The following is a 23,521-nucleotide window of genomic DNA, read 5'->3' as shown; positions in this document are numbered from 1 at the left end:
GACATAATGATGAAAAAGCATCTGATAGAAATATTGAAACAAGAACTGACTCCAGCTACCGGATGTACGGAGCCTGTAGCTGTAGCTTATGCGGCTGCAAAAGTGAGACAAGTTCTGGGAAAACTGCCGGATAAAACAGAGATTCTCGTCAGCAGTAATATGATGAAAAACGCAAGGGGCGTTGGCATTCCCGGAACAGGAATGGCAGGCCTGGACATTGCGGCTGCATTAGGCATGGCAGGAGGAGATGCAGAAGCAGGATTAAATGTGCTGCATACTGTTTCAGAGGAAGCGGTCATGAAAGCCAGGGCAATGCTGGAAAACCAGATAGAAGTGAGGCTGAAAGACACAGATAAGAAGCTGTATATAGAAGTAAATGCCCTTGCCGGAGAAGAATCGGCCAGTGTTTTTATAGAAGACAGTCATACCAATATCACCAGGATTGTCCGTAATCAGAAAATTATCTATTCCGGTGTCAGGTGTCCGGAAGTGACAGGTACTGCAGGACTTCCCGCTGATATGTTGACAGTGGATGGAATTTGGGATGCTGTCATGAGCGCAGATGAAGAATCCCTATCTTTTCTGGAAGAAGGGATAATGACGAATCTGTTCATTGCCAATGAGGGTATGCAAAGAGATTACGGACTAAGCGTAGGGAAAAGCATGTCTGCAAGACATACCGGAGACAGCCCCGAAGAAGCCTGGAAACATGCTGCAGCTACGGCCTGTGCGGCTGCAGATGCCAGAATGGGAGGAAGCACGCTCCCGGTCATGACTTTGTGCGGAAGCGGGAACCAGGGGATAACAGCCATGCTGCCTGCGGCGGAATTCTGCAGACAGAGGAAGCTCGATAAGATAACCACATTAAGGGCTGTTGCTTTGAGCTGCCTGATCACGATCCATGTCAAACAGTATATCGGAAAACTGTCTCCCTTGTGCGGCTGCGGCACAGGTTCAGCCATTGGCTCGGCAAGCGCGCTGACCTGGCTGAGCGGAGGGCATCTTTGGCAGGTAAAATTTGCTATCAGCAATATGATCGCAGATGTCTCGGGTATTATCTGTGATGGAGCCAAATCAGGCTGTGCACTGAAGATCGCAACTGTGCTGACCAGCGCCTATCATTGTGCAGTGATCGCACTGCAGGGCAGAGGAGCCGGAGAACTGGACGGAATCGTTACGCAGGATGTGGAGCTGTCAATCAGCAATCTGGGAAAACTGGGAAACCGGGGGATGAAAAATACGGATAAGGTGATTTTGGATATGATGGTATCTGCATAACGTCTTGTAAACAGCCATTGCAGGCCAGCATAAAACTTAAAAAGGAGTGTATGATCATGAGGAAAAGCAGAATGTTAACAGCAGTTTTAATGTCAATGGTCCTGACATCTGGCTTACTGACAGGTTGTGGGACAGCTGAGGAAGAAAAGGATACAGGGGAAAAGGCTGCTGCGGAAGATGAGGGCACAGTAGAAACAGAGAAAACCGAAGCAAACCGGGAAGCCGCCTGGAACACGGGAGAAGGAAGTGTCTATGAAGGGCCTGAAAAAGATGTAAAGCTGACTTTTTGGAATGGATTTACCGGCACAGACGGGGCTGTCCTGACTGAAATAGTGAATAACTATAATAAAACCAATCAGTTTGGTATTACGATTGAAATGGATATTATGCCGTGGGACACATTCTATGAAAAACTCCCGACAGCTATTGCCACAAAGACGGCGCCGGATTTTGTGCTGATGCCAACCAGCAGGATCAGACAGTACGGCTCAGATACGCTGCAGAAGATAGACGATTATTTTGATTATGCAGGAAGCAGCAAAGAGGACTATATAGATGGAATACTGGATACATGCATGATGGATGGCTCCTGTTACAGCATTCCCATGCAGATCGTATCGCATTACCTGTTTTGGGATAAGGATATGTTTGAGAAGGCGGGACTGGACCCGGATTCTCCACCGGAAACCATGGAAGAACTGAAAGAGTATGCCTTAAAACTTACTGATAAATCGAAAAACCAGTATGGATTTGCCATGGCTACATCAGGTACAAATTTATTATATTCTTATATGATGATGGCTTTTGGCGACAGTTTTTGGGATGAAGAAAAGAATAAACCCACACTGGATACAGAAGATAATATCAAAGCCATGACATTTGCCCAGGAGCTCTATGAGGATGGCGTATCACCGGCAGATATAGATGATACTGTACTTCAGTCAGGGCAGGTGGGGATGTTCATCAATGGGTCCTGGATGATAAACGGTATGCGCAATGCGGGGCGTAATTTCGGTGTGACATCAGTGCCGGCAGCTAAGGGGGAAGAGCAGAAAGCCATATCAGTACCTGTAGGATTTATGATTCCTTCCACGACGACCGAGGAGAAAAAGCTGGCAGCGTATGATTTCATGCGCTATTGGAACAGTACAGAAATCGGCAGGAAATGGGCACAGGAAAATGGCTGCCCTCCTTATCTGAAATCAGTGGCAGAGGATCCGGAGGTTTCATCCGACCAGATTCTCAATGCGACAATTTCCGTGCTTAACTACGCACAGCCCCAGTACAGAAATGTGACATACGGTGCTACCATAACCAATGATTATATGTATCCGTGTGCGGAAGAGATTTTTGCAGGCTCTGATGTGAAGAAAACATTACAGAAGTACCAAGAAAAGATTGAGGAGTTTGTGGCACAGCAGTAATATTGCAGACTTGATATTTTTTGGTGGAAAGGAAGAGACATGAAGGAAAAAAGCAGGGCAGGCCGGGTGTATTCCTATTGGTCAAAACCCAATCATGCCGCATATTTGTTTATTGCTCCGTCGCTGGCAGTTATTTTGGTTTTTGTTGTATTTCCATTGGTCAGTTCGTTTGTGATCAGCCTGACAGATATGGATATCTTTATGAAGGATACTAAGTTCATAGGATTCGGCAATTACATAAAATCTTTTTCGGAAGAGCGGGTTATGCGGTCTTTTTTAACAACAATAAAGTATGTAATGGTTTCTGTGCCGTTACAAATAGCAATATCCCTGGTATTGGCATTTTGGCTTGCAAAAGAAGATTTTTTCAGCAAACTTATGAGGTCGGTTTATTTTATACCTGTAATCTGTTCCTTTACCGGTATAGGTATCTTATTTAAAATGTTTTTTGGCTCAGCTGTGGGATTTTTCCCGTATGTTATTTCTTTGATCACTAAAAACGGAGTCCCCAGTTTCTGGTCGGAAGCCTCTGCCGCGTTTGGCCTTATCGTGTTTATATCAATCTGGAAAAAGTTCGGGCAGACACTGATTATTCTGGTGGCAGGTATCAATGGCATTCCTGAATCATACTATGAAGCTGCAAGGATAGATGGGGCGTCAAAAATCCAGATTTTCACCAGAATTACAATACCGCTGTTGTGGTCCACATTGAGTTTTGTTATTGTAACAACACTGATAGGAGCTATGCAGGTATTTGATGTGGTCTATGTTACAACAGGCGGAGGACCGCTGTATTCTACAGAAACAATTGTACAGTACATTTATTCCAGAGGTTTTCAGAATGAATATCAGTTGGGATACGCCTCTTCCCTGAGTGTGGAGCTGTTTCTTCTGATCGCGGTTATTACTTTTGCCGCAAGAAAATTTACCAATAAAAAAGAAAAAGAGAATTCATAGAAAGGGGAGGACAGAATGAAAAATAATAAAATCTCAGATAGTGTTGAGAAAATACTGTGTATTGTTGTATTGATCACAATTTTGGTCCCTTTTCTGTGGATGGTGAGTATGGCTTTTAAGCAGGAGTCTGAAATTATGTCATTTCCACCGACTTTTTTTCCGAAGGAGTTTACCGGAATCCATATAAAAGAGATTTTCAGCAGGATTCCCATGTTGAAATATATCAGGAATACCCTTGTATTTTCAGTGGGAGTAGGATTGATTTCCGTCTTTTTTGATTCTCTTGCGGGATATGCTTTTGCAAGACTTAATTTTAAGGGGCGGGACAGGATCTTTGCTTTGATATTGCTGACAATGATGATTCCGTTCAATATTATTATGATACCCTTGTATATTGAAGTGTACAAAATGAATCTGCTGAATACTTTTATAGGCCTTATATTGCCCAGGGCGGCATCTGCATATGGTATTTTCTTTATGCGCTCTTTCTTCATTGGGCTGCCGAAAGACTTAGAGGAGTCAGCCAGACTGGATGGCTTAGGGGAGTTTGGAATATATTTCCGGATCATGTTTCCTTTATGTAAGCCAGCAGTTATTACATTGTTTATATTCGTACTCATGTCAAACTGGAATGACCTGCTGTATCCAATGATGATGACAAGTTCCACAGATATGAGAACATTGTCAGCGGGGCTGGCGATGTTTGTGGGAGAAGGGCTTACTGAAGTAGGGCCTTCCATGGCCGGGGCACTGGTTTCTATACTGCCGTTGTTTATAGTATATTGTTTTGCCCAGAAGTATTTTGTACAGGGGATCGCATTATCGGGTATGAAAGAATAAGGGAAAAAATTTACAATCTATACATTTACAAATAAATTTGTTATAATTTCAAATAGTAAAAACTAATTTAAAAAAGTGGGAGCTTGGTATATGAAGAAAAAGACATCTTTATCTGAACAAATCCATGATAAAATTATGGAAATAATAATTCAGGAATCAGCAAGTGAAGAATTGATCTTTACAGAAAGCAGTCTGGTTGAACAATTCGGTGTCAGCAAAGCTCCTGTCAGAGAAGCCTTAATTAAGTTATGCAGTGAGGGCATATTAAAAAATATTCCGAGGTATGGATATTCTGTTGTCCGTCTTTCGGAAAAAGATGCCAGAGACATTATCCAGTTAAGACTTATATTGGAGACGGAAGCATTAAAACTGAGTTATGAGGATATCACGGAAAATCATCTGGATGATATGAAAAATTATCTTGATGCTTATGGTGAAAAGGAGATGGATATCTGGCAGGAATGGGAGGATAATATTAAGTTTCATACCATGCTGATATCTTATTGCAACAACGATGCCATGGTTGCCTGCCTCCGGGATAGTATGAACACGCAGACGAGAATTTTTGCGCAGCTTAGTTTCAGCAAAAACCGTTCCTTCTCTGCGGCAATGGATAAATCGGCTCATGAACAAATCTTTGAGGCATTGCAGAATCGGGATTTGGAAAAAGCACTGGAATGCCTGGAAAAAGATATTATTTCCACAACCGTATATACGAATTGAAAAGAAACCATTGCGAAAGCAGCTGTGTCTGCCGGAGCAATGGTTTCTTTTGGGCGTTTCTTGCCAGCAGCGGCCTTGTGCGGGGCGGAAGAAAATTTACCGAGAAGTTTAAATGTGAAAATTCTGTAGGAGACATTAAAGCAGCAGGGTGTTATACTGGAATAGCAGAAAGGTTTAATACGATCACAAAAATGAACAGAACAGGGAGGAAAAAAATTGAAAATTGCATTATTAGAGCCAATCGGAGTGACAAGAGAAATTGTGGAAAGTTATGGGGAAAGATTAAGAGAAATGGGACATGAGTTCTGTTATTATGATACCCTGTGGGAGAATACAGAGGAACTGAAGAAAAGATCTGAGGGCTGTGACATTGCTATGATCGCCAACCATCCATACCCTCAGGAGGTTATTGAGGCTTCTGATAAACTGAAAATGATTTCCGTTGCCTTTACAGGGATCGACCATGTGGGAACTGCATACTGCAAAGAAAAAGATATTATGGTCTGCAATGCAGCAGGATATTCAAACCAGACAGTAGCGGAACTGATCATCGGTTTTGCAGTGGATGCCCTCAGAAATGTGGTGAAAGCAGACGCGGTGGTACGGAAGCAAGGGACAAGCGCCGGTATGGGAGGCAGGGAAATCTGCGGCAGAACCGTGGGTATTATCGGGCTTGGGCAGATTGGGACCATGGCTGCAAAATTATTCCAGGCGTTTGGAGCCAGAGTGATCGCTTATAACAGAAGCCAGTCTGAAGAGAAAAAGGATTTGGGAATCACGTATTGTTCCTTGGATGAGGTACTGGAACAGAGTGATATTATTTCCCTGAATCTTCCGCTGAACAATGAGACAAGAGGATTTATCAGCAGAGAAAAGATTGTTAAAATGAAACCGGATGCGGTGTTTATCAACTGTGCAAGAGGCCCCATTGTGGACAATAAGGCCCTGGCAGAGGCCCTGAATGAGAACCGCCTTGGGTTTGCATGTATAGATGTCTTCGACTGTGAGCCGCCTATTCCGGAGGATTACCCTCTTCTTCATGCGAAGAATACGGTGTTGACACCCCATCAGGCATTTATCTCTGAGGAGTCCATGAAGAGACGTGCTGAAATAGTATTCCAGAATGTATTTTCCTATCTGGAAGGTGCGCCGCAGAATGTTTGTAAGCTGTAAACCTTGACCATATAAAAAAGGAACAGGAAATTTGATACGCATTTTTTCGTAGATGACTGGAAAATGCCGGGATGGGGCTTCTGGCAGTGCTTGTGTCCTGCGTCCTGGAGCCTGTGATCCTCAGGCGACTGGGGACAGCGGTTTCCCTCAGTGAAGTCTGTTTGCGAGGGAAACAACCAGAAAATAAATCTTGATTATTTGATAAAAAAAGACAAAAACACTTGCGCGATATGAAAATATATGGTAATATTATCTTCGGTTCGTGAGAACGGGCCGCTGTGGCGGAATTGGCAGACGCACTTGACTCAAAATCAAGCGGGTAACTCCGTGCCGGTTCGAGTCCGGCCAGCGGCATTATAAAAAGCCCTCGTGATCGCTGTTTTACAGAAACAGCGATCTGAGGGCTTTTGTCATGCGGTTTTTCTTTTCAACTCTTCTATTTCTTTTTCCAGCTTCTCCACTTTTTCAGTCAGAATGTTTACTCTGATTTCCTCGATATAGCGCTTGTCGGAAACCTTAACTGCCTGGTTTAACTTGTCAATCAAATGGCCGTGGTTCTCTGCCAATAAAGAGATATTTCTATCTGTGACATTTTCAAGATGTAATTTTATGTCAGTGATATCCTTCTGCATGCTGGTGATATCCTTCTGCATGCCGGTGATATCCTTCTGCATGCCGGTGATATCCTTCTGCATGCCGGTGATCGCATTTTGCAGCGGCTCTGTGGTATTTTGCAATAACACTGCAATGGCTTGTAAATCTTCTTTCGTCAGTGCCATGTCCTCATCCCTCCTTTTCTTCATGCATTATACCACAGATCCATACTTCCCGAAACCCTAAAATTAAATTACATATGGAATACCTGTATGGCTATACAAAGATTTCTTTACTGTAAGCTGTGATCTCTTCGCTGAGCGTTTCATATACCCCCGGGAAGGTGCTGATATCAAGTCCCTGAGAAGCACACGGAATGAAATAGAGCCTGCCGTTCTCGTCGCAGGCGCGGCGTACTTCTTTTTTGATGACCTCCCTTGTCCAGCCCGGGTAGTCCACTTTGGCGCTGTCTATGCCGCCCATGAAGGAAATCTGGCCGCCGTATTTCCGGATCAGTTCCGGTACATTGTTTGTTGTCATGACACCCTGCCAGATATCAATCCCCATCTGGATCATATAAGGAACCAGTGTGGCTGCATAGGAAGCCGAGTGATGTACAATAAGCTCCACGCCGTTGTCCAGGTATCTCTTGTAAATTTTCTTATATGCAGGAAGGAAAAACTCTTCAAACATAGCCGGGGAGATAAAGGTGGAGGTCTGTGTTCCCCAGTCATCGTGGTGGAAAAGCGCGTCAGGCTTCAGATACCTGCATACCTTATCCGCGTATTCCAGTTCCCAGTCCGTGAGGTGATCAATGAGTTCATGCATGGCTTCCGGTTCCTCGATAAAGTTCATCATGGTCTGGGGAATATCCATCAGATGATGGCACTGTTCAAAAAGACCGGGGAACATGACAGATGTTACGAAATATTCGTCCCTGTCAACCGATTCCGCCTCTTTGATATAAGGTTCCCATTCGGAGTCCGGGTAGTCCAGACTTGGTGCGTGGACATATTTTCTCCACTCTGTGACATCCTTCAGCACCAGATGTTCCTCGTCATGTACAGGAAAGTCCCCCGGCATTCCTTTTGGCCATGAGATTCTTTCCCTGGGCCTTTGCCCGGTCTTCCTCCGTTTGGCTGCCCTCCGGGGGCGTCATGGGAAGGAATATAAACATCATCACAATAACCGGAACGGCGATCCAGTAAACTTTAAACACTTCATTCCAGGAGCGGACCGCGAATACGCCTGCGATCAGGCTGATGACAGCTCCGGTGCCCGCCATGGTAGCGTTGAAAATACCCATGATGGTTCCGCGTTTGTCCTCGTCCACATAGACTTCCGCGATCAAAGCCATAGCAGCGGCATTTACAAAGCCCATGGAAATACCTACCAGGATACGCATGGCCAGTACATAATATACATTCGCCACAGTCCCTCCTAAAATGGCGGATACGGCAAAAAGAATCATAGCCCCGATCAAAATCCTTTTTTTACTCAGATACTGCATGAGTTTTCCGCAGAGCATAGCCGAGAAAAGCATGATAAACGACGGCCCAGACAGGATGAAAATGATCTGGAGCACGTTTCCGGTTACAGAGGGGAGCGGGATTATCTGGAAAGAAGCCTGTCCTTCTACACTCTATATCAGCCGGGCTGCGTACTGCGCAGAGATACGCTGTATCTGGTGGAGTCGGTCAGCCTGGCTGCAAAAATACCGGGGAAGGAATCCGGGACTGCACTGCTTATCATAGAGGGAGAGGAACAGGAAGCCGGGGGGTGTCCGGAGTTCATAACAGGGAATATGAACTGATGGCATATGCGGAGGCGGGGTGCGCCAGCTTTCCCTACAGCCTTTTGCAGGAGGGAACCAATTATCTGGACCGGAATATTACGGACGAGCTGTTTTTCCGCTCCGATTATCTGACGACTCTGGAATTTGTGACACCCCAGTTTTGGAGCAATGAAGGGGAAACATTTATTAGTATATACAGCAATATATTTAATGAGGATCAGGAGTATTGGGGAAGGATTGTCATAGACGGGGTGAACGGCAGCCTGACGGAGGGACACCTGGCCCTGCTCTCCGTGTTTACTGAGGCGGTGCGGGCACTTGCGATTCGTCACTCCGGCTCTAAGTTCAACGCACTGGCTGCGTTTAAGAATTATGCCCTAAAATACCTGCGCAGCCCATCCGGTTTTGACGCGGATAAGCTCTTGATGGCAATGCGGCTGGCAGGATGGAAGCGGAACGGCCCCTTTTTCTGTGTCTGCATGGAATTGACGGAGACGGGACAGGAACTACATTCCGCTGCCTATGAGAGCGTGCTTTTTGACCACCAGCTTTATGGATACCTTTCCCTGGAATATGAGGACAGGCTGCTGCTTCTGTGTAATCTGGGGCTGGGGCTGGAGGGAAGGGATGAGGAGTGCAGACGGCTGGCCTATATTGTCCGGGACAATCTGTTCAAATCAGGGATCAGCACGGAATTCTCCGACTTTTTCCGGTTTCCCGATTATTACAGACAGGCCGAGGCAGCGCTTCAGTCAGGAAAAGAGTGCAGCAGTACCCAATGGCTGTTCAAATTTGAAGACTATGCACTTCACTATGTGCTGAACCGCGGCGCCAATACCCTGCCTGTGAGAACACTGATCCCCCATCCATCCTGAAACTCATCCGGTATGACAGGACACACGAATTACAAGACACTTCGCAATTACATAGAATTTGATTCCCATACAGCAAAAGCCATTGATGATTTATATATCCACAGGAACACCTTCAAGTCCAGGATAAAGAAGATCAGGGAGCTTTTGGAGATGGAACCGGATTCCCCTCAGGAGCGACTCTACCTCATGCTGATTTTCCGTATACTCAGACGGTATCCTGAGCTGGCGTCAGAACAGGAGGTGAGGCTTTGAAACTGAACGGGTGTATATTGGCTGAGGATTTGAAAGGTTTGGAGGGAAGTTCTCTGAAATCGGATCCCATGGAGCTTCCCCTGACAGGCGCGCTGATCTGGCAGGAAGGGATATCGCTCAGGGAAAATTATATCTATATCATGTCCGCAGAAGATTTGGAGCGGATACCGAAAAAACATGCCGCGCTCACTGTAGCAAGCATCGGGAAACCTTCACAAGAATATCTGGAACGGGAGGGCATGGATATTCTCTGGGTCAGACCATACCTGACACCCCAGATGATATTGTCCTTACTCTTAAAAATATTTGAGAAATATAGGATATTTGAGGAGGGGTTAAACCGGCTGTGCCGGGAAGGGAAACCTTTTTCAGCCCTGACCCCGGTGCTCTTGTCCGTATTCTCCAATCCCATTATTGTAGTGGGGGAACACATGGAGATCCTGGCGCTGTCCCAGAATGAGGACACGTGCAGGATTCCCTGTGAGTGCAGGGATGGGGATACGGATTTTTTAAGGTCTTCTTTTGAGAAGGCTTTTTGCCGCGCATGGAAGGAGGAGGGCGGAGTATCTGCCACAGAGGAGGGGATCCCGTTTTTGGCGGTGCCGGTCCGGGAAGAGAATAAGATCGTGCTGGGGATTTATCTCCTCTCCGTCACAGTGCCGCTGACAGAGCGGGACAGGATACTGCTCTGCCAGACGGGACAGTATCTTAAGTGTATGCGGCGTGTGCATTTTATCAACAGCTGCCAGGGGATGGAACGGATGCAGAGCACCTTGGCACAGCAGGCACAATCCTGCAGAAGCTTTGTTGAGATGCCGGAATGTCTAACGCGGTCCCTTGCAAGGCTTGGCTGGGAACAAAAGGGAAGTTATGTCTGCATTGTGCTCAAATCAGCGTTTTTCAGTAAAGTCAGCCAGAGAGAGATACCTGCGGATGAACTGTTTGAGAACAGCAGTCTCATGGTCAAGACAGGGACTGAGGTTTTCTTTCTCTGTAATCTTCTGAAAGTATACGGGGGTGTGGAGGAGATCGGGGATGAGGCAGGATACCGCGTCGGTGGAAGCATATCTGGAACAGGAGGCCAAAAAAACCGCGCGAACGATTCCGGTTGCCAGTTCTGAAAAAATGAAGTAAACTAATACCATTGAGGAGGTATTGTTATGAAGAAACGTAATATTCAGAAAATTATAGAACCTATTGTCCGCCGCCCCGGCTGTACGTCCTTTGCGGTGATCGGGGACCCCGGATGTGAAGGGCTGGGAACCGTTATGATGAAGACCTATGCAGGAGCGCTTGAGAAAGCGGCAGAGGAAGATATGATCCTCATAGCAGGGGACATGGTCCCTGTTGGCGATGAGCGTCACTACAAAAATATCTGTACCCTCACAGAATCGGTGGCTGATAAAGATGTCTTTGTGCTTAGGGGAAACCATGACACAGGAGACTACAAGGCATTTTTCGGTCTGCATGACTATGCAGTCATTGCGGAGACTTTTACTATTGTAGTGGTTGACAATGCCTTCCGGAACTTTTCCGACACAGGGCTTGCGCTGCTTGGACGGGTACTTGCCATGGAAGAGTGCGAAAATGTGGTGATTGCCTTCCACATTCCCCTGCCTAACCATTTTACAGGAAATTCCGTTCCCCAGGAGGAATTTGAGCGTCTCAGGGCAGTATATCTTCCATATAAAGAAAAAATCAAATATTTTGTGTGCGGCCATGTGCACTCCTGCTTTGAGGATGAAGTGGATGGCATTCCCTTTGTGTGCACAGGGGGAGGCGGTGCCATCATAGAGGATGTGTCCGAGAATATAAAGGCATCGGATGTGGAACATCACATTGTCCGCTTTGCCAGGGAGAACGGCAGGCTTTGCCACAGATTTGAAAATCTTGGGGATGCCCCTTACCAGAGGGAGCGGGAGGACAAGATCACCAGGGACCAGCTTGAGGAGACCGTCAAAGGGGAACTGTATGCATTTCTTCGCTATCAGACCTTTGCGGAGCGTGCGGAAAAGAGAGGATACGGCAGGATCGCCAATCTGTTCCGGGCTTTGGCAGAATCGGAGTACCGGCATGCCAAGAGCTTTTACGCCATTCTGGACAAGCCGAAAGCTTTTCATGAATCAGTGGAGACCTATGTGCCCGGAGAAAAATTTGAATACGAGCGTCTGTATCCCATGGTCGCGGACTATGCCCAGGAGCGGGATTTCCTGCTCACGAGGCAGGCCTACCGGGACGCGGCTTCTGCCGAGAAGGCCCATGCAAGGCTTCTGAGAGAGGCTGCAGACCACACCGGATTTGAAAAAACCGTTTTTTACGTGTGCCCGGTCTGCGGATGCCTGATGGAGAGCCGGCCGGAGCGCTGCCCGGTCTGCGGGGCACCTGCAGGAGAGTTTTTGGTATATGAGAGCAAAGAAGAGACAAAAGAGGGATGACGGGAAAATGACACAAAATATTGCGAAAACAGGTTTGATTTTGGAGGGAGGCGGGATGCGGGGTGTATTTACCGCAGGCGTGCTGGACTATTTCCTGGAGGAGGACATTTCGTTTGGCACCTGCCTGGGCGTTTCCGCCGGCTCCTGTCTGGCCTGCAGTTATTTGTCGAAGCAGCACGGAAGGGGATACCGGACCGTTACCGGGTATCTGGATGACCCCAGATACTGCGGGATCGGCAGTTTCTTAAAGACGGGGGATTATTTTGGGGCAGAGATGCTTTACAAGACCATACCGGATGAACTGGACCCCTATGACCATGAAACGTTTGAAGCAAACCCAGCCAGGTTTTACGCGGTTGTGACCAACTGTGAGACCGGGCAGGCGGAGTATAAACGCATCCGGGACCTGCACCGGGACATTTGTTATATCCGGGCATCCAGTTCCCTTCCCCTTATGTCCAGGACCCTGTGGATTCGGAAAAAGCCATACCTGGACGGCGGCATCACGGATTCTATTCCCATCCGCAAATCCGAAAGTATGGGAAATGAAAAGAATGTGGTAGTGCTCACAAGGGGCAGGGAATACCGGAAGCAGAGAAACCAGATGGCGCCGCTTCTGCGCCTGCGCTACGGCAGACAGTTCCCCAAACTGGTGGAGTGTATGGAAAATAGGCACCGGGTCTATAACGAGACCCTGGATTATCTCTACCGGGAGGAAAAAGAGGGAAGAGTATTCCTGATCCAGCCTCCAAAGCCTGTGGAGATTGGACGGATCGAGAAGGACGGGGAAAAACTGAAAGCACTTTACGGCCAGGGATATGAGACGGCAGAGAGGCAGGCAGAGGCTCTGAAAAAATATCTGGAGAGTTAAAAAATATCTTTTCCGCGTCTTCACAAGAAAAAACAAATATTAACATCCTGAACTATGTTACTGAAACAGAAAGTTTTCTATAATAGAGCCAGGAAGACGAAAAGGGGTCTGCCGATGCAGGCCCTTTCGTATTATCAGGGCGGGCAGTACAGACTGCCTGTCCGCAAAGATTCTTAATAGGAGATTCAGGAGGGTATCGCAACATGAAATACGGACATTTTGACAATGAAAAGAGAGAGTACGTGATTGACAGGGTAGATTTACCTACATCCTGGACCAATTACCTGGGAGTGAAAGATATGTGTGCGGTTTTGAACCACACAGCAGGAGGATATATTTTCTACAAATCACCGGAGTATCACCGCATTACAAGGTTCCGCGCCAATGCAGTTCCCATGGACCGGCCGGGACATTATGTGTATATCCGTGACGATGAGGACGGAGATTACTGGAGCGTATCCTGGCAGCCTGTGGGCAAATCCCTGGAGGAAGCTAAATACACCTGCCGTCACGGCATGTCCTATTCTGTCTATGAATGTGACTACAGCGGCATCAAAGCATCCCAGAAAATGTGCATCCCCAAAGAGGACCCGGTGGAACTGTGGGACGTGAAGATCAAGAACGACAGCGGACGCCAAAGAAGCCTCAGCGTATATTCCTATCTGGAATTCTCCTTCCACCAGATTGAGATGGACAACAAAAATTTCCAGATGAGTATGTATGCGGCAGGCTCCTCCTGTGAGGATGGTATTATCGAACATGACCTTTTTTATGAAGAGTTTGGGTTCCAGTGGTTCACAGCCAGCTTTGAGCCGGATGGATTTGAGTGCCTGAGAGATGCGTTCATTGGTTCCTACCGCACGGAATCAAACCCCATTGGCGTGGAAAAAGGTGTCTTAAACGGCGGCTTTGAGAAGGGAAACAACCACTGCGGAGCCATGCAGAAAAAAATCACTCTGGCTCCCGGCGAGGAAGTGCGCCTGGTGTTCATGCTGGGTGAGGGCAACAGAAAAGCTGCTTATCCCTACAAAGAAAAATACAGTGATCCTGTAAATGTGGACGCAGCCTATGAGGAACTGAAAAACTACTGGGACAGCAAATTTGAAAAGCTGCAGATCCAGACACCAAATGAAGGTATGAATACACTGATCAATACGTGGACCCTTTACCAGGCGGAGATCAATGTAATGTTCTCACGCTTTGCCTCCTTTATCGAGGTGGGGGGACGTACAGGACTTGGATACAGGGATACGGCACAGGATGCCATGACAGTTCCCCACTCCAACCCTGAGAAATGCCGCCAGAGGATCATAGAGCTTTTAAGAGGCCAGGTGTCAGAGGGCTACGGCCTGCATCTGTTCCAGCCTGAGTGGTTTGATCCGGATACGGAAGTGAAGCCGTTCAAATCACCCACCGTTGTGCCCACTCCAAGCAGAGACCAGATGATCCATGGCCTGGAGGATACCTGTTCTGATGATGCCCTGTGGCTGGTCAGCTCCATTGTGGAGTATGTAAAAGAGACCGGTGAATTTGAACTTTTAAATCATGTGGTGCCATATGCTGACAAGGACGAGGGCACTGTCTATGACCATATGAAACGGATCTTAGACTTCTCCGCCAGACAGGTGGGAGCTGACGGTGTGTGCAAAGGCCTCCGTGCGGACTGGAATGACTGCCTGAATTTAGGCGGTGGTGAGAGCGCCATGGTATCCTTCCTGCACTACTGGGCCATCGGGAGTTTCCTTGAGGCAGCCACCTATCTGGGTGAAAAAGAGGATGTACAAAAATACACGGCAATGGCAGAGCATGTGAAGAAGGTCTGCGACCGTGAGCTTTGGGACGGTGAATGGTATGTCCGCGGCATCACCAAAAACGGCCGGAAGATCGGAACACAGAAGGACAAAGAGGGAAGGGTACATCTGGAATCCAATGCCTGGGCAGTGCTCTCCGGCGCGGCGCCAAAGGATAAGGGAACAAAAGCCATGGACGCTGTCTATGAGAATCTCTTTACGCCTTACGGTATCATGCTCAACGGTCCGTCCTACACAGTGCCGGATGATGACATAGGTTTTGTGACCAGGGTATATCCGGGTGTGAAGGAGAACGGATCTGTGTTCAGTCATCCAAACCCCTGGGCATGGGCAGCGGAATGTATGCTGGGAAGAGGAAGCCGGGCCATGGAATTTTATGATGCCCTTTGTCCTTATTACCAGAATGACATGATCGAGACCCGTCAGGCGGAACCTTACTCCTACTGCCAGTTCATTATGGGAAAAGACCACACCGCATACGGCAGGGCCAGGCATCCCTTCATGACAGGAAGCGGCGGCTGGGCTTACTTTGCAGCCACCAGATATATGCTTGGCATCCGTCCGCAGATGGATGGACTGGAGATAGATCCCTGTATTCCCGGTGACTGGGAAGGATTTACCGCGCACCGGGTATTCCGCGGCGCGTCCTTTGAAATCAAAGTGGAGAATCCGGCCCATGTGGAAAAAGGCGTGAAGGAAATCTGGCTGGACGGGGAAAAGGTGGATAAGATTCCTGTCTGTGAAGCGGGCAGCAGCCATACCGTAAGAATTGTTATGGGGTAACCATCCGGGTAACTGTGAAAATATAGAAGTGATTCGTTTTAGTAACATTTGGGTTCGTACAGGAAGGAGAGAACAGCAATGATCAAATTTGGAACAGGCGGTTGGAGAGCAATTATAGGTGACGGCTTCACAAAGGAGAATATCCAGAAGCTGACAAAAGCCCTTGCCATGAAGATGAAGGCAGAGGGTGTGGAGAAAGAGGATATCTGCATTGGCTATGACAGGCGTTTCCTTGCGAAGGAAGCTGTGATGTGGTCATGTGAGGTGCTGGCAGCGGAGGGGATCCGTGCCTGGTTTATCAACAGATCCTCCCCCACACCGCTGATCATGTATTATGTGATGGCCCATGATCTGCCCTACGGCATGATGGTGACAGCCAGCCATAATCCGGCCATTTACAATGGGATCAAGGTTTTCACCAGAGGCGGAAGAGATGCCAATGAGGTGCAGACTGAGGAGATTGAAGCGTATATAGCAAAGGTGGAGGAGGAGATCGCTGCCGGCAATACCATCAGCACGATCCCTTACGAGCAGGCAGTTGCTGAGGGAAAGGTTGTGGAATTTAATCCTCTCAATGAATATCTGGACAATATTATCGCGGCAGTGGATGTGGAGGCCATTAAGAACAAAGGGCTTCGTGTGGCTCTTGACCCCATGTACGGTGTGAGCCAGACATCTCTGAAGACGCTGCTTTCCATCACCCGCTGTGAGCTGGAGATCATACACGAGCGTCATGACACGTTGTTTGGCGGCAAGCTGCCTGCACCAAACGCCCAGACCCTGCGCTCTCTGCAGAATTATGTGCTGGATAGAGGCTGTGATATCGGTGTGGCTACGGATGGGGATGCCGACCGGATCGGCGTGATTGACGATACGGGGAAATTCCTGCATCCCAATGATATTTTAGTGCTGTTATATTATTATCTTGTAAAATACAAAGGCTGGAGCGGCCCTGTGGTGCGTAACGTGGCAACCACCCATATGCTGGACCGTGTGGCTGAGAGCTTCGGGCAGAAATGCTATGAAGTTCCGGTAGGATTCAAATATATATCTTCCAAGATGGAGGAGACAGACGCCATCATCGGCGGTGAATCCTCAGGCGGTCTTACCGTTAAGGGACATATCAACGGCAAGGACGGCGTATATGCCGCTATGCTTTTGGTAGAGATGATCGCTGTGACCGGAAAGAAGATATCCCGGATCGCAAGGGATATTGAGGAGGAGTACGGAAGCATCTATATGGAGGAGAGAGATTATAAGTTTACGCCTGCAAGGAAGGATGAGATCCAGAGGATCCTTATGGTGGATAAGGCTCTTCCCAATATTGATGAGCCGGTAGAGCGGGTGTCCTATATGGACGGCTGCAAGATCTACTTTAAGAACGGCGGCTGGATCATTGCCAGATTCTCCGGCACAGAGCCTCTTCTTCGTATTTTCTGCGAGATGCCTGAGGCATATCAGGCTGTCCGCATGTGCGAGCTTTTTGAAGAATTTTTGGAACTGAAAAGCTGATGGATTTATGATGATAGAAAGTGCGCGAAGCGTACTTTCTATTGTTTTTTTGCGGAAAAGGGTGGTGCATGATATAATGAGCGCAGGAGAGCGGTCAATGCACAAAAGCCGCAGTATGTATGGAGAGAGGTAAAAGGAAATGAAAGAAAAAAAGAAATTTTCCATCCAGTGGAGGGTCATTGCCATTGCTTTGGGGTGCTGGATGATACCATTTGTGCTCATGGTGGGAATGATGGTGCATTATATCCTGTCCAACCAGATGGGGGACCGGGTGGACAATATGACAGATCAGGTGAACTTTAACATGCAGACCAGTGTGGAGCGGCTGAACCAGGCCATAGAGGATTCCAGGGACGCATCCTACGAGGGGGAACTGCGCTCTGTCTATGAGGCATATAAGAATAACAATTACAAGGATTACTGGCTCAGCGGCAGGGTACGGGGGTATCTGAACACGAAGTATACCAATGACACAAACTTTTCCAGCACTATTTTCTGGTATAGGGAAGCGCCGGAGAAACTGAACGGCGAAGTATATAATTCCAGCGCGGGCGGGGGGTATCATCAGATTAACACATACTGGGAGTATGATCACGAAGCAGTCAAGGAATATGCCGAGACACTTGATACCGGTATTGGTTTTCTGGACAGGGACGGCCGCATTTACATGATCAGGAATCTTGTGAGCCGTTCTTTTGAGCCTGTGGGTGTGCTGGTCATGCGATTGAACATTGCCTATTGTTTTGAGGGTATGCGTCATTTTCTGAATGATTTAGATATGAGCATTTACTTAAATGAATTATGCCTGGAGTTCAGCCAGGATGGAGAACGGGAAAACACAGAAGGCCTGCGTCCGGAAAAATATCCCCAGGGCAGCACATGGGAGGGCGGCTATCTGTACATCAGGAATCATGTAAAAGAGAACAGCTACCGGCTGGATACCCTGGTACGCATTCCCAAGACTGTGATCATGGACTCTATGTATGCATATCTGCGTATTCTGGGCGTGATGATGGTACTTCTTGTGCCACTTGTGGTGTTCCTCATATTTATGGTGCGCCGTCATATCCTTCAGCCCACAGAACAGCTCATGGAGGGGGCCAGGGAAATCCAGGAGGGCAATCTGGGGTATCAGATCACCTTTGAGGCAGGCAGCCAGGAATTTGTCTATCTGACAGAATCCTTTAACCAGATGTCAAGCCGGCTCAAATACCAGTTTGACCATATATATCAGGAGGAGATGGCGCTTAAGGATGCCAGGATCATGGCTCTGCAGTCCCATATTAATCCCCATTTTATGAACAACACCCTGGAGATCATCAACTGGGAGGCCCGCCTCTCCGGTAATATGAAGATATCCAAGATGATAGAATCCCTGTCTGTGCTCATGAATGCGGCTATGGACAGAAAGCGGCGGCATGTGGTGCCTCTGAAAGAGGAACTGCAATATGTGGAGGCTTATCTTCATATTATGAAAGAGAGGCTGGGGAGCAAGCTTACTGTGGAGATGGATATTTCGGAAGAAACCCTGAATGAGAAGGTGCCAAGGCTGATCCTGCAGCCTGTGATCGAGAATGCCATTGAACACGGCGTCATAAGAAGCGGCAGCGGCACAGTGGTTTTAAGAAGCTATAAAAAGGGGGACTACCTCTACCTGGAGACGGAGAACAACGGCATTATGAACGAGCAGGAGAGGGCAAAGGTGGGCAGGCTGCTTGCGCCTGATTATGACACCAGCAAGGAATCCTCAGGCAATCTGGGCATAGCAAATGTAAACCAGAGACTGGGTATTTTGTACGGGGAACCCTGCGGACTGTCTATTTTCCAGGAAAAAGATGACCGGATTTGTGCCCGCTTGACCATTTTTGTTGGTCTAAGAGCACAATAAAAAGCAAAAAATCACAGTCTCAGTTATTCGCTTTTTACAATATATGCGGTATTATAATGTTATCAAGAAAAACAAAGCAAAACAAAGCGAACAGGGAGGTAATTCAGTAATGAAAAAGAAAGTTGTAGCAGTTTTACTTGCAGGAGCAATGGCAGGAACTATGCTGACAGGATGCGGCGGTGACAGCAAGGCAGCAGATTCCGGAGATACCAAGAAAGAAGATACCGCAGACAAAGCAGATGACAGTGACGACAGCGGCGCTGAGGGCAAAGTCACATTGAATGTTACCACAACCTTTGCAGGAACAGAGAGTAACGTTGATAAATACCAGGAGAGCATTGAGAACTGGCAGAAAGAGACCGGAAACAAAGTAAACGACTCCTCCGCATCTGCAGACGAGGCCATGAAAGCCCGTGTTATCACAGACTTTGAGACAGGCGCAGAACCGGATGTTTTGTTCTACTTCAACGGCAATGATTCCAATTCCTTTGTTGAGGCAGGCAAAGTGGTTTCCATTGATGAGATCCGTGAAAAATATCCGGACTATGCATCCAATATGAATGATGACCTGATTCCGGCTTCTCCGGCTGACGGTGTTAAATATGCGGTTCCTTTCTACGGATACTGGGAGGGCATGTATGTAAACAAGAAAGTCTGTGAAGATGCAGGCGTTGAGATTCCAGGCCCGGACACCACATGGGAACAGTTTATGGAAACCTGCCAGAAGATCAAAGACGCAGGCTATACCCCGATCGCAGCTTCTCTGATCAAAGAGCCGCATTACTGGTTTGAATACTCCATCTTCAACCATGACACACCGGCAACACACGTAGCAGTTCCGGAAAAAGTGGATGATAAAGTGGGCAAAGCCTGGGAAGCAGGAATTGCTGATATCAAAGATGTATACGGAAAAGGTTTCTTTACAGAGAACACCAACACCTGCGAAGCTGATGAGGCGTTCCAGGGATTCTTACAGGACAAAGCAGCATTCTATGTAGACGGTTCCTGGAAGATGGGCGGTATCAGAGATAACTCTGACAATATTGACAACTTTACCGTTACCTTTGTACCTGGTCAGAACGAGAGAAAGACAACCGACATCATCAGCGGTCTGTCCTCAGGCTGGTACATCACCAAAAAAGCATGGGATGATCCGGAAAAACAGAAAGCAGCTGTGGATTTAGTAGAATCCTTCATCAACACGGAAACTGTATCCGATTACGCAGGAACAGCAACAACTGCATTAAAAGACGGTGCGCAGGTGGATGAAAGCAAGCTGAATTCCCTTGAGAAAGATGCTCTTACCATGCTGAAATCCGTAACCGCTACATCAGGCGCATGCCAGGATCTGTGCTCAGAAGATCAGAGGGCTCCTATCTTCACAAATATGCCGCAGATCGTTGAAGGCCAGATGGAGATCAGTGACGCTATCCAGCAGGTTATTGATGCAATGGAAGAATAATATCTGTATCACGGATACTATATTTGTAACGTAAAAACCGTATTTTTTAAGGACCGGAGAGGAAAAAAATTCCTCCGGTCCTTCTTAAAGAAAAGCAAGTGAAGTAACTTTCAAATGGACGCAGGTGTTCGCTTGAAAGTCTGGGAGGCGAAATCTATGAATAACACATCAAATATTTATAAGAATAAGAAGCCGGCCATTTTTTTCCTGCTGCCTGCATTCCTGTTTCTGATCCTGTATCTGTATTACCCATTTATCCAGAACATCTTCAACAGTTTCATGAAAATCAAAGGACTGGCAACTCCGGCCAAAGGGTTCAATGACCCGGTTTACAAGAACTACACACGTCTGTTTACAGACCCGAACATGAGAATTGCCCTGAAAAACACCCTGATCATGATCATTGTAACCATCGTAGGGCAGGTGGGGATCGCAATTGTCATCGCACTTTTGGTAGATAACATCAAAAGGGGAGCAAAGTTCTTCCGAATCGTTTACTTCTTCCCCATTGTTATCTCCGCAACCGCATTAGGACTTCTGTTCAACCTGATCTTCCTGTATGACAAAGGTATGATCAACCAGCTTCTGGAGTTCTTAGGAAAGACGAACCTGACGGACTGGAAGGACGAGGCCCACGCCATTATGACTATGATGATACCCGTCACGTGGCAGTATGTGGGATTCTACTTCATCATACTGCTGACAGGACTTAACAATATCTCTGATGAGCTGTATGAATCAGCAGCCATTGACGGAGCCACCCGGTTCCAGAGAGTACGCTTCATCTCCGTTCCCCTTCTGCACAACGTTATCTGCACCTGCTGTGTGCTGGCTGTGACAGGAGCACTGAAGGTCTTCGACCTGCCATGGATGATGTTCCCCAACGGTATGCCGTACGGCAAGACGTGGCTCACCGGTACTTACATGTATTACTACGCATTTGTAGCAAGTGACGCGGACTACAGTTCCACAATCGCGATCGTCATTGTTGTCCTCGGCATTATCCTATCCAAGGTTGTAAATGTCATTTTTAAAGAGAAAGACTATTAGAAGGGAGATATGAAAATGAAAAAGCGTAAATTTTCACCAGGAATGTGCGTCGTATATCTCATCCTGATATTCTGGGCACTTACAACAATATATCCGATCCTGTGGGTTATCTTAAACTCATTCAAAGACAGAAAGAAAATTATTGCAAACTCCTTTGCACTTCCGTTAGGTGATTTGTTCAGTATGGAGAACTATAAGACGGCGTTTGACAGACTGAACATCTTCACCGCATATAAAAACAGTATCATCGTTTCCTGCTGCGTGGCAGTTGTGGTGATCCTCCTGGCAGGAATGGCCTCCTACGCACTGGTCCGTTACAACCTGAAGACAAAAAAACTGTTAAACACTCTGGTGGTGGCAGCTATGATGTTCCCGGTATTCGCAACGATCATCCCGGTATTCCGAATGGAGTTTTCATGGGGAATCGTCAACACCGATAAAGTTTCCCTATCGATGCTGTCGCTCATACTGCCGCAGATAGCCGGAAACCTGGCTTTTGCCATGGTGGTGCTCACAGGGTATATCCGAAGTCTTCCCATTGAACTGGAAGAGTCGGCGTACCTGGAAGGCTGCAATCCCATGCAGATTTTTTTCAAGATCGTGGTACCCCTGACAAAACCATCCTTCGCAACGGTTGGTATCTTCAGTTTCCTTTGGAGCTATAATGACCTGTTCTCCCAGACCTTCTTCCTTCGTTTCAAAGACCAGTGGGCGATCACACGACTGCTCATGGAGATTTCCTCCAGGGAAGGTACAGACTACGGCCTCATGGCAGCAGTGGTGACACTGATCATCGTACCGCTTCTGGTTGTGTATGTATGTCTGCAGAAATACATTATCAAAGGTATGACAGCGGGAGCTGTGAAGGGCTGAGTGCCTGAAATAAAAATAAAGAAAGACAGAAGGAAAGTATTTGGTGGAAAAGACGCCAGATACTTTCCTTTTTTTCGCTAATGTTTTATAATAATAGAAAGTAGTATTTATTTTACACAAATTTAATGTATATTTGAAAGAAGAATAGAATATTTGTGATAAACTATAAGAGGAACCAGGGGGGTACATATGTATAAAGTAGTAATAGTAGATGATGAGCCAATTATCGCGGAAGGGCTTTCCAAAGTGGTGCCATGGGACAAATACGGCTGCAGGATTGCAGCGACAGCAGGCAACGGACAGGAAGGGCTGGAGGTTATGAGAAAAGAGCATCCCAATATGGTTATTTCCGATATCTCCATGCCCGGCATGGACGGATTGAAGATGATCGCTGCCCTCAGGGTGGAATTTCCGGAGATGCAGATATCTATTCTGACAGGTTACCGGGATTTCGACTATGCGCAGCAGGCTATCCGCCTGGGCGTGACGCGCTTCCTGTTAAAGCCGTCCAATATGGGCGAGATAGAGGAAGCTGTGCAGGTTATGGCGGAAAACCTGAAAAAACGAAACATAACCGGCGAGGAGGATGAGTCTGAAAATACTGCAGGTAGTTTCATTGTGAAGAATGCCCTGGCTTATATTCAGGAAAACTATAATAAAAAGATTTCTCTGAGTGAAGTTGCAGATAACACGTTTGTGAGCCAGTGGCATCTGAGCAAGCTTTTAAATAAACATCTGGAAAAGAGTTTTTCGGAAATCCTCAATTCCATCCGGATCGAGAAGGCCAAAGAGCTGTTAAAAGACCCTTCCCTGCGTATCGGAGATGTGGCGGAGGAAGTGGGCTTTTTAGATATGGCGCATTTTTCCAGGGTCTTTAAAAAGATAGAGGGGATTTCAGCCAACGAGTACAGAAATAAGATATAGT

The 23,521-nt window shown here is 47.1% G+C and carries 21 protein-coding genes and 1 tRNA gene; 19 read left to right on the top strand and 3 right to left on the bottom strand.

What is annotated here, in order from left to right; genetic code table 11:
- Nucleotides 1-6: 6 nt before the first annotated feature.
- From A4V09_RS12200 to A4V09_RS12170, 7 genes are all read left to right on the top strand, one after another.
- Nucleotides 7-1,278, top strand: coding sequence for an L-cysteine desulfidase family protein (locus A4V09_RS12200; protein WP_065542594.1), 1,272 nt, complete (start codon nucleotides 7-9; stop codon nucleotides 1,276-1,278).
- 56 nt (nucleotides 1,279-1,334) lie between these two features.
- A complete protein-coding gene (locus A4V09_RS12195; RefSeq protein WP_065542593.1) occupies nucleotides 1,335-2,702 on the top strand; it encodes an ABC transporter substrate-binding protein in 1,368 nt (455 codons plus the stop codon).
- Between the two features lie 39 nt (nucleotides 2,703-2,741).
- Nucleotides 2,742-3,659 carry a carbohydrate ABC transporter permease gene (locus tag A4V09_RS12190; RefSeq protein WP_065542592.1) on the top strand — a complete coding sequence of 306 codons (918 nt, stop codon included), beginning with the start codon at nucleotides 2,742-2,744 and terminating at the stop codon, nucleotides 3,657-3,659.
- A gap of 15 nt (nucleotides 3,660-3,674) precedes the next feature.
- Nucleotides 3,675-4,499, top strand: a complete 825-nt coding sequence (locus A4V09_RS12185; protein WP_065542591.1) for a carbohydrate ABC transporter permease — start codon at nucleotides 3,675-3,677, stop codon at nucleotides 4,497-4,499.
- 90 nt (nucleotides 4,500-4,589) lie between these two features.
- A complete protein-coding gene (locus tag A4V09_RS12180; protein ID WP_065542590.1) occupies nucleotides 4,590-5,222 on the top strand; it encodes a GntR family transcriptional regulator in 633 nt (210 codons plus the stop codon).
- Nucleotides 5,223-5,438: 216 nt separating this feature from the next.
- On the top strand, nucleotides 5,439-6,395 hold the full coding sequence (locus A4V09_RS12175; protein ID WP_065542589.1) for a 2-hydroxyacid dehydrogenase: 957 nt from the start codon (nucleotides 5,439-5,441) through the stop codon (nucleotides 6,393-6,395).
- A gap of 272 nt (nucleotides 6,396-6,667) precedes the next feature.
- Nucleotides 6,668-6,749: transfer RNA gene (locus tag A4V09_RS12170), tRNA-Leu, on the top strand.
- Between the two features lie 56 nt (nucleotides 6,750-6,805).
- Here the strand turns inward: A4V09_RS12170 and A4V09_RS12165 are convergent.
- The 3 genes from A4V09_RS12165 to A4V09_RS12155 form a co-directional block, all read right to left on the bottom strand.
- Entirely contained in the window at nucleotides 6,806-7,174 is a 369-nt protein-coding gene (locus A4V09_RS12165) for a hypothetical protein (RefSeq protein WP_065542588.1), read from the bottom strand.
- 91 nt (nucleotides 7,175-7,265) lie between these two features.
- Nucleotides 7,266-8,033, bottom strand: a complete 768-nt coding sequence (locus A4V09_RS12160) for a uroporphyrinogen decarboxylase family protein (protein ID WP_330396561.1) — start codon at nucleotides 8,031-8,033, stop codon at nucleotides 7,266-7,268.
- 13 nt (nucleotides 8,034-8,046) lie between these two features.
- Nucleotides 8,047-8,574: an MFS transporter gene (locus tag A4V09_RS12155; protein ID WP_157766949.1), complete on the bottom strand. Its 528-nt coding sequence runs from the start codon at nucleotides 8,572-8,574 to the stop codon at nucleotides 8,047-8,049.
- 194 nt (nucleotides 8,575-8,768) lie between these two features.
- Here A4V09_RS12155 and A4V09_RS12145 point away from each other — a divergent pair, with 194 nt between their 5' ends.
- From A4V09_RS12145 to A4V09_RS12090, 12 genes are all read left to right on the top strand, one after another.
- Entirely contained in the window at nucleotides 8,769-9,659 is an 891-nt protein-coding gene (locus tag A4V09_RS12145; RefSeq protein ID WP_065542585.1) for a hypothetical protein, read from the top strand.
- Between the two features lie 12 nt (nucleotides 9,660-9,671).
- Nucleotides 9,672-9,911, top strand: coding sequence for a helix-turn-helix domain-containing protein (locus A4V09_RS12140; RefSeq protein ID WP_065542584.1), 240 nt, complete (start codon nucleotides 9,672-9,674; stop codon nucleotides 9,909-9,911).
- Nucleotides 9,908-11,032, top strand: coding sequence for a hypothetical protein (locus A4V09_RS12135; protein WP_065542583.1), 1,125 nt, complete (start codon nucleotides 9,908-9,910; stop codon nucleotides 11,030-11,032). The genes A4V09_RS12140 and A4V09_RS12135 overlap by 4 nt, the downstream gene beginning before the upstream one ends.
- A 39-nt stretch (nucleotides 11,033-11,071) precedes the next feature.
- Nucleotides 11,072-12,346 carry a ferritin family protein gene (locus tag A4V09_RS12130; RefSeq protein WP_065542582.1) on the top strand — a complete coding sequence of 425 codons (1,275 nt, stop codon included), beginning with the start codon at nucleotides 11,072-11,074 and terminating at the stop codon, nucleotides 12,344-12,346.
- Nucleotides 12,315-13,217 (top strand): patatin-like phospholipase family protein, encoded by a 903-nt coding sequence (locus A4V09_RS12125; RefSeq protein ID WP_242964079.1) that lies wholly within the window; start codon nucleotides 12,315-12,317, stop codon nucleotides 13,215-13,217. Before A4V09_RS12130 ends, A4V09_RS12125 begins: the two co-directional genes overlap by 32 nt.
- Nucleotides 13,218-13,420: 203 nt before the next feature.
- Nucleotides 13,421-15,811, top strand: coding sequence for a glycoside hydrolase family 94 protein (locus tag A4V09_RS12120; RefSeq protein ID WP_065542581.1), 2,391 nt, complete (start codon nucleotides 13,421-13,423; stop codon nucleotides 15,809-15,811).
- 78 nt (nucleotides 15,812-15,889) lie between these two features.
- Entirely contained in the window at nucleotides 15,890-17,323 is a 1,434-nt protein-coding gene (locus tag A4V09_RS12115) for a phosphoglucomutase/phosphomannomutase family protein (RefSeq protein ID WP_065542580.1), read from the top strand.
- Between the two features lie 139 nt (nucleotides 17,324-17,462).
- Nucleotides 17,463-19,211 carry a sensor histidine kinase gene (locus tag A4V09_RS12110; RefSeq protein ID WP_065542579.1) on the top strand — a complete coding sequence of 583 codons (1,749 nt, stop codon included), beginning with the start codon at nucleotides 17,463-17,465 and terminating at the stop codon, nucleotides 19,209-19,211.
- Nucleotides 19,212-19,320: 109 nt separating this feature from the next.
- The gene (locus A4V09_RS12105; protein ID WP_065542578.1) at nucleotides 19,321-20,673 is read left to right on the top strand and encodes an ABC transporter substrate-binding protein; all 1,353 of its coding nucleotides are present in this window, start codon (nucleotides 19,321-19,323) and stop codon (nucleotides 20,671-20,673) included.
- A gap of 156 nt (nucleotides 20,674-20,829) precedes the next feature.
- On the top strand, nucleotides 20,830-21,723 hold the full coding sequence (locus A4V09_RS12100; RefSeq protein WP_065542577.1) for a carbohydrate ABC transporter permease: 894 nt from the start codon (nucleotides 20,830-20,832) through the stop codon (nucleotides 21,721-21,723).
- Nucleotides 21,724-21,738: 15 nt separating this feature from the next.
- Entirely contained in the window at nucleotides 21,739-22,596 is an 858-nt protein-coding gene (locus tag A4V09_RS12095; RefSeq protein ID WP_065542576.1) for a carbohydrate ABC transporter permease, read from the top strand.
- A 189-nt stretch (nucleotides 22,597-22,785) separates the two neighbouring features.
- The gene (locus A4V09_RS12090; protein ID WP_065542575.1) at nucleotides 22,786-23,520 is read left to right on the top strand and encodes a response regulator transcription factor; all 735 of its coding nucleotides are present in this window, start codon (nucleotides 22,786-22,788) and stop codon (nucleotides 23,518-23,520) included.
- Nucleotide 23,521: the final 1 nt, after the last annotated feature.

Origin of the sequence: Blautia pseudococcoides (assembly GCF_001689125.2) — a bacterium.
Taxonomy (GTDB): domain Bacteria; phylum Bacillota; class Clostridia; order Lachnospirales; family Lachnospiraceae; genus Blautia; species Blautia pseudococcoides.
The sequence above is the reverse complement of the archived record's forward strand: the minus strand, read 5'-3'. Positions and strand labels throughout refer to the sequence as shown.